Raw genomic sequence first — 10,395 nt, 5'->3', positions numbered from 1 at the left:
TTGCTCAACCCGCCCGAGAGGGCATAATCATGCCAAGGCTCTAATCCCCCGTGGGGGAAACTTCAGTGGCACGTCAGCGGGCTACGTATTGTCAGCCCTTTGTGCAGTTCAGAGGCACAAAAAAGAGCGGGCCGAAGCCCGCTCTCCAATGCTTTGCACTCGTGATCGGATCAGAAAGCGATCGCGAGAACCAGACCGACGGACTTGCTGTCGTAGTCCTGGTTGTTGTCGTTATTCTTGTAGTTCGAGAACTGAATATCGAGGCCGAGATCAACGCCTGAACCAAGGTTGTAGCCGCCGCCGACCTGCAGGGTTTTGACCCTGTAGTAGTAGCCGCCCCAATCCTGATCGCCGTCAAGATAGGCCGTGCCGACCGTCCAGGGGCCCGTCGCGTATTTCAGGCCGAGAGTCCAGGTCGTATTTTCGTTGTTGTTGGAGTCCGGATAGAAGGTCGCCCAGATATCTTCGCTGCGGTACCAGGCGCCACCCAGCGTGAAGCCGGCATAACCGAGGTTGGCACCGAAGCCGTACTCTTTCGGATCGACGTTTTCGGAATCGCTCTTGCCGGTCGTGTAGAAGCCGTCGACTCCGAGGTCGACGCCACTGAAAGTGCCCGCATAGTTGGCAGCGATTTCGAAGACATCGCGGATATAGGCGTCGGTCTTGGGCGCAAGCACAAGGCCGTTTTCATTCGGGCCCTTGTTGTTCGCGTCCGGCGTGAAGGAGAGGCCGAGCTGGAAGCCGGCGAGGCGCGGCGTGAAATAGCTCACCTTGTTCGCATCGGTCGCGAGCAGCGAGAAGGTCGAATGACGCTCGCCGTAATAGGGGACGATGTTCAGGATGTTGGGCGAGTCGACGCCATTGCCCGGCACGAACCAGGGCGAGGTGTAGTGCATCTTGTAGGCGGCACCATCAGTGCCGCCGATTTCGAACTTGCCGAAGCCGCCTTCGAGATAGGCGAAGAGCTGACGGAACGAGGCGTAGGAACCGCCCGTGCCGTTCCAGTCGTTGTCGAGCTGAAGCTTCGCGTCGACGCCGGCGACGAGGCCGTTGTCCAGCGTGCCTTCGGCCTTGATGTCGATGTTACGGGCGACGAGGGCGACCTTCGTGTCCTGGAAGGACGTGCCGCCAACATTGTCCGCATCGACGAAATAGAAGCCCGTGACGACGTTGCCGCCAACCGTAACCTTCAGCGGGTCGCTCGCAAGCGCCGGGCCGGCGAGAAGGCCAGCGGTGACCAGCGCAGTCGTGCCAAGAAGTGTCTTTTTCATCGTACCCTCATTGTCAATTCTTTCAGGCCCCGTCCTTGAGAGGACCTTGAATGGGGCAACCGGCATGCGACACAGCATCTTCGCTGCGCCGTCGGAATTCTTTGGAAATACTGATTTGCCCGCCGGCAACAGCACTAATCTGTTGTTCCATCGCGGGTCAACGATCAGGCGCGGGGCCAATCAAAAAGAATGCAGCTGCTGCAGCGCCGCAACCGGAATTATGTGGAATACCGACAGTTACATAAACTTTTATTCATCGGTATACGGATAAGAATGTCGTGGCGCGCGATTGTGTAGAGCGGCGTCAATCCGGCTGCGCCAAAGTACGGCGCGCCTCATCGGGCATGGCGTCCAGATAGTCGTTGGGAATGTAGCCAAATCGCGCCATCTGTTCGTAATGAACGGAGACGACGCGGCGCACCTGCTCGGGTGTCAGCTTTTCGCGCCATTGGTCCTTTCGGCCCTCGCGGAAGAAGGCCGCCGCCTTGGACGATCTTTCCTTGAAGCCTTCGCGCTGCTCCTGCGCCTTCAGCATTTTGAAGGACGAGAATCTGATCGCGCGTTCGAGGCGCTCGCTAGTGGGCTTCACGCCGAGGAACTCGACCACCTGTTTGAAACTTCGACGCGGCTTGTCGAGCATGTCTTCGTAGCGCAGAACGAGCAGTTGCGGATTGGGATGCTGCGTCCAGCTGCGGACATGCGTCGACCATGAGCTGTGAATTTCCGGAACATGGTTTGCCATGAGCGCGGTGGAGGCGGCTTCATTGGCGAGCGCTTCGATGGCTTCGTCGATCGACAGGCCGAAATGCGGCGCCATGGACAGGACGACATCGAGCGGGTTGCGGACGATATAGATGGCGCCCGCCGTCACTTCCATATTGTGCAGTGGATGGCCCAGCCATTCGCCCAGAAAATTATGCGTCTTGACGAAGACGGAGTCGGGAAAGGCGTTGGTGAAATCCCGATGCACGAGCGGCCGCAGCGCCGCCAGTTCAATCGGCGTCAGCTCCTCGAGCGGCTTTGCGCTACGGCGGCGATACCATTCGGACGCGGATTCTCCGAGACAGAATTCGTCGAGTTCATTGAGCGGAACGGGCTTCGGGGGATTGCGCAGCAGATTGTGCAGGAAGGAGCGCATCCAGGTGTTGCCGGATTTCGGATAGGAGGCAAGCCAGATGAGAGCGCCCATGAACGACCTTTTGCAGCGATAGATGTCACCGCGTTCTAGCAGACACGGTGGGCGAAAAACGCACAAAAAAAGAGAGCGGGCTTTTGGCCCGCTCTCCCGAATTTTGATCTTGCGACCGGATCAGAAGGCGATCGCGAGAACCAGACCGCCCGACTTCGTGTCGTAGCTGGTGCTGTTCCAGCTGTCGTTGTGCTGGTTCGAGGCCCACTGCAGATCGAGGCCGATATCGACGCCCGAGCCGAGGTTGTAGCCACCACCGAGCTGCACCGTCTGCGACTCGCGGCCATCACGGTAGTTGCCGAGACCGCCATCCGAGTTGTCCTGACCGTCGAGGTAGGCAATGCCGACCGTCCACGGGCCCGTCGCATACTTCAGACCGACCGTCCAGACTTCCGCGCCCGCATCCTTACGAGCATAGGAGATGCCATACTTGTAGTCGAGATCGTTCGACTGGTACCAGGCGCCGCCCAGCGTGAAGCCGGCATAGCCGAGGTTCGCACCCAAGCCGTACTCTTCCGGATCGGCATTGACGTTGTTCATCGCGTTGCCGCCGGTGTAGAAACCGTCGACGCCGACATCAACACCGCCGAAGGTGCCGGCATAGTTGAGCGCAATCTCGAACACCTGATTGATGTTGTTGTAGTCGTAGGGGTTGTTGGTGTAGTCCTTCGGCAGCAGAACCAGACCATTTTCCGACGGGCCGTGGTTCTGCGCGTCCGGCGTGTAGGACAGACCGAGCTGGAAGCCGGCAAGGCGCGGCGTGAAGTAGCTGATCTTGTTCGAGTCGGTCGCCATCAGCGAGAAGGTCGAGAGGCGAACTTCCGGGCTGGAGCTGTAGTTGTTGTAGCCGTACTTGCTCGAGACGCCGTTATAGATGTTCGGCGAGTCGACGCCGTTGCCCGGCACGAACCAGGGCGAGGTGTAGTGCATCTTGTAGGCGGCGCCGTCGGTGCCACCGATTTCGAACTTGCCGAAGCCGCCTTCGAGGTAGGCGAAGAGCTGACGGAAGTTCGCGCTGCCGTTCTGGACGTTGTTGGCGTTCCAGTCGGAACCGAGCTGCAGCTTCGCATCGACGCCGGCGACGAGGCCGTTGTCCAGCGTGCCTTCGGCCTTGATGTCGATGTTGCGGGCGACGAGGGCAACCTTCGTATCCTGAGAGGCGGTGCCGCCGACATGGTCGGCATCGACGAAGTAGAAGCCGGTGACGACGTTGCCGCCGACCGTAACCTTCAGCGGGTCGCTCGCGAGCGCCGGGCCGGCGAGAAGGCCAGCGGTGACCAGTGCGGTCGTCCCAAGGAGAATCTTTTTCATGTGTTCCTCGCAGTAGCAGCGTTATAGCTGTTCAGTTTTCACGAACTTGCGGAGAAGCAGATACTCCGCCATCGCATAGATCGCCGGGCCGACTGAATCCGTCCCCCGTGCGCTGCAATGATTAATCCCGGGTTGCCGCCCATGCGTCAAGACAGGCTGACCCACTCAAGGCTGGAAAGTCGGTGCCTGTTGCGGAAAGGGCACAAGTCATTAATTCCAGGAAAGCCAATGCCTTACCGGCAGAAGCAAATGCCGTATGCGAACTGATGTTTGATCCCCGTGTGAAGGAAATGGCGGATTCCCTTGAGTGGGGCAGGTCTGTGCCCGGCTTGCAACACTCGGCGGAATTTGGCGGAATGACGACAGTCCAGGAGGATCTCGCAAGCTGTTCCTTATCGAAACGGGAGCCACCGCCGCAGGGCACGTCTCTCGCCTTTCCGGCGGCTCGCGGGACGGCGAATTAATGCGGCAAATGCTGGAATTTGCTTGCTCCGCGCTGGCAGTTGAGCAAGAACCAGCAGGTGCCAAAAGAGGAACCGAGGGACGGAGTTCCCCGGTGCCTGCGTTTGGAGCATGAGCCGACAGGCGCGCCCGTGGCGCGTGGTAAAAGCGGCGCGTGATACGCGTGATAGAAGCAATGCGCGAGTGGCGCGCAAGGATGGGGATTTCAGCGTGACGTTCAGAAATGGAACCGGCAGGAATGAAACCAGCCGGGGCGCCCGGATCGCGGCGGCGATCGCCTTGGCGAGCATGATCGGTCTTGGCGGCTGCGGCCTGTTCAGCGGCGGCTCGTCCAACTATCCGACGCAGGAAGGCACGGGTCCGAGCAACCCGAACCCGACCCAGCCCCGCAAGACGATCTTCGGCGAAGATGGCATCACGCTTTTCGGCGGCGACAGCAAGAGCAGCGATCAGGGCGCCGGCATCGGCATCAACAGCTTCCTGTGGCGCGCCTCGCTCGACACCGTTTCCTTCATGCCGCTTGCCTCGGCCGATCCCTTCGGCGGCGTCATCATCACCGACTGGTATCAGGACCCCAAGACGCCGAATGAGCGCTTCAAGCTCACCGTCTACATCATGGACAAGCGCCTGCGCGCCGATGGCGTGAAGGTCGCGGTCTTCCGCCAGACCAAGAGCGGCGACGGCTGGGTCGACGCGGCGACCGATCCGAAGACCGGCATCAAGATCGAGGACGCGATCCTCGTCCGTGCCCGCCAGCTTCGCATCAGCAGCACGGAAGCCGGCGACAACAAGTAATCCGGGCCGCGAGGCTCCTTCGTTCACTTCGCGCGCGGGTCGCCGCTGGCAGCTTTGCCAAGGGTGACCCGCATGCATTTCTGAAACAGCGTTTTCGAACTTCCAGCGTCTTTCAAAATGTCGACACGTTACAACGCCCGCACAAGCGAACCGAAATGGCAGAAGGTCTGGGAGGAACGCGAAAGCTTCCGTGCACGGAATAACGATCCGCGCCCGAAGTACTACGTGCTCGAGATGTTCCCCTACCCCTCCGGCCGCATCCATATCGGACATGGGCGCAACTATGTGATGGGCGACGTGGTGGCGCGCTTCAAGCGCATGAAGGGCTTCAACGTCCTGCATCCCATGGGCTGGGACGCTTTCGGCCTTCCCGCCGAAAACGCCGCGATGGAGCGCAAGACGCATCCGAAAGCCTGGACCTACGACAATATCGAGGCGATGAAGGCGCAGCTGAAGCTGCTCGGCCTCTCGCTCGACTGGAGCCGCGAGATCGCGACCTGCGATCCCTCCTATTACGCCGAGCAGCAGAAGATCTTCATCGAGTTCCTGAAGAACGGCCTCGTCTACCGCAAGGAAAGCGAAGTCAACTGGGACCCGGTGGACAATACGGTGCTTGCCAATGAGCAGGTGATCGACGGCCGCGGCTGGCGCTCCGGCGCGCTGGTCGAGCGCCGCCGCCTGTCGCAATGGTTCTTCCGCATCACCGACTTTGCCGACGAGCTTCTGACGGCGCTGGACGACCTGCCCCGCTGGCCGGAAAAAGTCCGCACCATGCAGAAGAACTGGATCGGACGCTCGGAAGGCGCGCGCATCTTCTGGCCGATCGAGGGCCTTGCCGACGAGCCCGACTACCGGCTCGAAATCTATACGACGCGGCCGGACACGCTTTTTGGCGCCTCCTTCTGCGCCCTCTCGCCCGATCATCCGCTGACGGCGAAACTCGCCGAAGACAACGAAGAGCTTCAGGCCTTCATCGCCGACTGCAAGCGCATCGGCACCAGCGCCGAAGCGATCGAGACCGCCGAAAAGAAGGGGTACAAGACGGCGCTCACCGCGCGCCATCCCTTCATCGAGGGCGCGACGGTGCCGGTCTATGTCGCCAATTTCGTGCTGATGGATTACGGCACGGGCGCGATCTTCGCCTGCCCGGCGCATGACCAGCGCGACTTCGACTTCGCGAAGAAATACGCGACGCCGATCATTCCCGTCGTCGCGCCGAAAGACGTCGCCGCCGACAGCCAGGCGCTTGCCGCCTGGTGCGCCGATCTCCTCGCCGGCAAGGACGCCTATACCGGCGACGGCATCGCCATCAATTCAGGCTTCCTCGACGGGCTCGACGTCGAGGCCGCGAAAAGCGCCGCGATCGGCAAACTCAAGTCGCTCAAGGCGGGCGAAGGCACGGTCAATTATCGCCTGCGCGACTGGGGCGTTTCGCGCCAGCGCTACTGGGGCTGCCCGATCCCGATCATCCATTGCGACGATTGCGGCCCCGTTCCCGTGCCGGAAGCCGACCTGCCGGTGAAGCTGCCGGAGGACGTGACGTTCGACGTGCCCGGCAATCCGCTGGACCGCCATCCGACCTGGAAGAACGTGAACTGCCCGTCCTGCGGCAAGCCGGCGCGGCGCGAGACGGACACGATGGACACTTTCGTGGACTCGTCGTGGTATTTCGCGCGCTTCGCCAGCGAGCCGGACTCTGCGCCGCTGACCAAGGAAGGCGCCGACCACTGGCTGCCCGTGGACCAGTATATCGGTGGCATCGAACACGCGATCCTGCATCTTCTCTATGCGCGTTTCTTCACGCGCGGCCTTGAGAAATGCGGCCGCCTCTCGGTGAAGGAACCCTTTAGCGGCCTTTTCACCCAAGGCATGATCATCCACGAGACCTACAAGGACGAAGCCGGCCACTGGCTTTACCCCGAAGAGGTCGAGCGGACGCCCGAAGGCAAGGCGGTGAAGATCGCGGACGGAACGCCCGTGACCGTCGGCGCGCCCGAGAAGATGTCGAAGTCCAAGAAGAACGTGGTCCCGCCGGAGATCGTCGCCGACAGCTATGGCGTCGACTGCGCGCGCTGGTTCATGCTTTCCGACACGCCGCCAGAGCGCGACAGCGAATGGACGCAAGGCGGCGTCGAAGGGGCCTGGCGCCTCGTTCAGCGCATCTGGCGTCTCGTCGGCGAGGCGGAGGACCATCCCGATCTCGTCTCCGCTGCCGGAGCGCCCCTGCCCGCCGCCTTCTCCGCCGAAGCCGCCACCCTGCGCCGGACGGTCCATCAGGCGAGCGCAGCCATCGAGGAGAATATCGAGGCGCTGCGTTTCAACGTGGCGGTCGCCAACGTCTATGAGCTGGTGAATGCGCTCGCGACCGTCGTGAACGGCCAGAGCTGGAAGGCCGAGGGCTTCGACGCCTCGCTCGGCTGGGCCATGCGCGAGGCGCTGGAACGGCTCGTCCTCTCCATCGCACCCATGATGCCCCATCTGGCGGAAGAGGCCTGGCAGCTCCTCGGCCATGAAGGATTGATCGTCGATGCCGCATGGCCGGTTGCCGACCCGGCCCTCCTCGTGGAAGACTCCGTTACGATTGCGGTCCAGGTGAACGGCAAGCGCCGTGACGAACTCACCATAGCCCGCGACGCGGACAATGCGACGGTCGAGCGCGCGGCGCTGGCCCTCGAAAAAGTGGAGAAGGCCATCGATGGGAAAGCGGTCCGCAAGGTCATCGTGGTTCCGGGCAAGATCGTCAACATTGTGGTCTGAGCGAATGCACTCTTTGCGAACGGCACTCCTTCTGCTCGTCGTCGCCGCGCTGCCGCTTGGCGGCTGCGGCTTCCGCCCGCTTTACAGCGACCGGGGCACGGAGAGCACGGTCAACAAGCTCGCCGATGTCGATGTTTCGGTGCCTGAAAACGATATCGGCCGCTTGCTGAAATACAGCCTGCTCGACCGTATGACGGATACGGGCTATGCGCCCGCCAGCGCCGCCTACAAGCTGATGCTTTCGCCATCCGCCTACACGGAAAACGTGGCCGTGCAGCAGAATGCCGCCGTGACGCGCGCCAATTTCGTGCTCGTCGTGCCCTTCACGCTGGTTGGCACCGATGGCAAAACGCTCTTCCGCTCGGTCGCGCGCTCGCGTTCATCCTACAACCGGGTCGAATCCGAATTCGCCAACCTCACGGCGTCGAAGGACGCGGAGAAGCGCACCGCCGAAGCGGTCGCCGACGATATAAAGCTGCAGCTCAGCGTCTATTTCGATCGGCAGACTTCGGCTGCGACCACTTCGGCAAAGTAGGAACGCGCCTTGAAGATCAAGGCTTCCGATGCAGACCGCTTCGCCCGGAAACCAGACGCGAAGGTCCGTGCCGTTCTGGTCTATGGGCCCGACTCGGGACTCATCCGTGAACGGATGAATTCGCTGGCGAAAAGCGTCGTCGACGATCTCGCAGACCCCTTCCGCGTTTCCGATATTTCCGATGGCGATCTCCGCCAGGATCCGGCCCGTCTTGCCGACGAGGCCGCCGCCATCGCCATGCTGGGCGGCCGCCGCATCGTTCGCGTACGCGGCGCAGGCGACAGCATCTCGAAGATTTTTGACGGGTTTCTTGCCGATCCGGCAGGCGATGCGCTCATCATCGTCGAGGGCGGCGATCTCGGTCCTCGCTCCAGCCTGCGGAAACTTTTCGAGGAGGCGGCCAATGCAGCCGCCCTTCCCTGTTACGCCGACGACGCGGGCGCGCTCGAGAATGTGATCCGCCAGCGGCTCGGCAATGACGGGCTCTTGCCGGAGCCTGCGGCGCTCGACTATCTGATGGCCAATCTGGGCAGCGACCGCGGCGTCACCTCGAACGAGCTCGAAAAGCTCTCCCTCTATATGGGCCCGGCGAAGGGGAGCGAGAAGCGAACGGTGACGCTGGCCGATGCGCGTGCTTGCATCGGCGACAATTCGGGGTCGAGCCTTGATGAAGTGGTTGATGCCGCAGCGGGCGGCGACCTGTCCGCCCTCGACCTCGCGCTCACTCGCGCGCGCAGCGCCGACACCCACCCGATCGCGCTCATCAACGCGCTGACGCGGCATCTGCAACAATTGCATCTGGTGCTGGCCGAAATCGAAAGCGGCACCCCTGCCGAGACGGCGGTTCGCTCGATCCGTCCGCCGGTCCACTTCAGCCGGTCGGCACTGCTTCGCCGTCAGGTGTCGCTCTGGAACCGCAAGCGTCTCGACAAGGCGTTGAGTCTTTTGCTCGAAGCGGAAATTCAGTGCAAGACGACCGGCCTGCCGGAAGATTCCATCTGCGGGCAGACGCTGATGCGCATCGCCCAGGCGGCAGGTGCACGTCGTCGCTAGCTATTTGCGAATTGAAATTCAGAAACAACTTCGGAATTAGCGAATTAATTGAGACTGCCGATGCGCGGATTACCGCGACCCGCGAGGCGACGGCAAACCTCGTCAAGCTGTTCCAGCGTCGAGTAATGGATACGTACCTCGCCGCCCTTGTCGCCGGAAAAGCTGATCTCGACCTTGAGACCGAGCTGGTCGGAGATATTCCGCTCCAGCGCCAGTGTATCGGTGTCTTTTTCCCGGCGGGCAGCAGTGGCGCGGCGCGAGGCTTCAGAGCCAGTCGTCGCCTTGCGCGCCAGAGCCTCGGCCTCGCGAACGCTCAATCCCCTTTCGACGATTTCTTTCGCCAGCGTATCGGCATTGGGAATCCCGATCAGCGGACGCGCATGACCGGCTGTGAGTTTGCCATACTCGATGAGCGAGCGTACGCCGTCCGGCAACGACAGCAGACGAAGGGTGTTGGCGACGTGGCTACGGCTCTTGCCGATCAGCTTTGACACCTGCTCCTGCGTATATTCGAACTGCGCCATCAAGCGATCATAGCCCGCCGCCTCTTCAATCGCGTTGAGATCCGCGCGCTGCACATTTTCAATGATCGCGATTTCGAGCGATTCGGCGTCTGTCAGTTCCTTGACGATGATAGGAACCTGGTGAAGCTGAGCTTTCTGCGCGGCGCGCCAACGGCGTTCGCCCGCGACGATCTCGAAGGCATCGGCCTGACCTTGCACCGGGCGCACCACGATCGGCTGAAGAATGCCTTTCTCGCGGATCGAATTCGACAGATCGGCGAGATCCTCCTCGCGGAAAAGATGACGGGGCTGAAACGGGTTGGCGCGGAGGAACTCGATCGGCACTTCGCGGACGCCGCGAGGCGCCGGCGCGTTGGTGTCGCCAAGGGCATAGGCCGCATCGTCGCCGATCAGCGCCGCAAGGCCGCGTCCAAGCCGGCTCGGACCTTCCTCTGCCATCATATTGTCCTCTCTCATCGCATATACCCATTGGCGGTATGGCCGCCGAGATCAGGCCCG

At 61.8% G+C, this 10,395-nt stretch carries 8 protein-coding genes; 4 read left to right on the top strand and 4 right to left on the bottom strand.

From position 1 onward, the window contains the following. Window positions 1-170: 170 nt before the first annotated feature. The 3 genes from F2P47_RS17080 to F2P47_RS17070 all read right to left on the bottom strand — a co-directional run bounded on the left by F2P47_RS17080 (window position 171) and on the right by F2P47_RS17070 (window position 3,771). Window positions 171-1,271 carry a porin gene (locus tag F2P47_RS17080; protein WP_185681182.1) on the bottom strand — a complete coding sequence of 367 codons (1,101 nt, stop codon included), beginning with the start codon at window positions 1,269-1,271 and terminating at the stop codon, window positions 171-173. A gap of 304 nt (window positions 1,272-1,575) precedes the next feature. Then, window positions 1,576-2,460, bottom strand: a complete 885-nt coding sequence (locus F2P47_RS17075) for a sulfotransferase domain-containing protein (protein WP_152217596.1) — start codon at window positions 2,458-2,460, stop codon at window positions 1,576-1,578. 120 nt (window positions 2,461-2,580) lie between these two features. Then, a complete protein-coding gene (locus tag F2P47_RS17070) occupies window positions 2,581-3,771 on the bottom strand; it encodes a porin (protein WP_152217595.1) in 1,191 nt (396 codons plus the stop codon). Window positions 3,772-4,443: 672 nt separating this feature from the next. On the opposite strand from F2P47_RS17070, the gene F2P47_RS17065 reads away from it, so the two are divergent. The 4 genes from F2P47_RS17065 to holA all read left to right on the top strand — a co-directional run bounded on the left by F2P47_RS17065 (window position 4,444) and on the right by holA (window position 9,373). Beyond that, window positions 4,444-5,028, top strand: coding sequence for a DUF3576 domain-containing protein (locus F2P47_RS17065; protein WP_246176950.1), 585 nt, complete (start codon window positions 4,444-4,446; stop codon window positions 5,026-5,028). 117 nt (window positions 5,029-5,145) lie between these two features. Beyond that, window positions 5,146-7,785: a leucine--tRNA ligase gene (leuS, locus tag F2P47_RS17060; protein ID WP_152217594.1), complete on the top strand. Its 2,640-nt coding sequence runs from the start codon at window positions 5,146-5,148 to the stop codon at window positions 7,783-7,785. A 13-nt stretch (window positions 7,786-7,798) separates the two neighbouring features. Beyond that, complete coding sequence (locus tag F2P47_RS17055) at window positions 7,799-8,320, top strand: hypothetical protein (RefSeq protein ID WP_185681181.1); 522 nt, start codon at window positions 7,799-7,801, stop codon at window positions 8,318-8,320. A gap of 9 nt (window positions 8,321-8,329) precedes the next feature. Then, window positions 8,330-9,373 carry a DNA polymerase III subunit delta gene (holA, locus tag F2P47_RS17050; protein ID WP_152217592.1) on the top strand — a complete coding sequence of 348 codons (1,044 nt, stop codon included), beginning with the start codon at window positions 8,330-8,332 and terminating at the stop codon, window positions 9,371-9,373. Between the two features lie 44 nt (window positions 9,374-9,417). On the opposite strand, the gene F2P47_RS17045 is transcribed toward holA, so the two are convergent. Further along, complete coding sequence (locus tag F2P47_RS17045; RefSeq protein ID WP_152217602.1) at window positions 9,418-10,335, bottom strand: ParB/RepB/Spo0J family partition protein; 918 nt, start codon at window positions 10,333-10,335, stop codon at window positions 9,418-9,420. Window positions 10,336-10,395: the final 60 nt, after the last annotated feature.

Source organism: Parvibaculum sedimenti, assembly GCF_009184905.1.
Classification (GTDB): domain Bacteria; phylum Pseudomonadota; class Alphaproteobacteria; order Parvibaculales; family Parvibaculaceae; genus Parvibaculum; species Parvibaculum sedimenti.
Note: the sequence above shows the minus strand (reverse complement) of the source record. Positions and strands in the feature narration are given on the sequence as shown.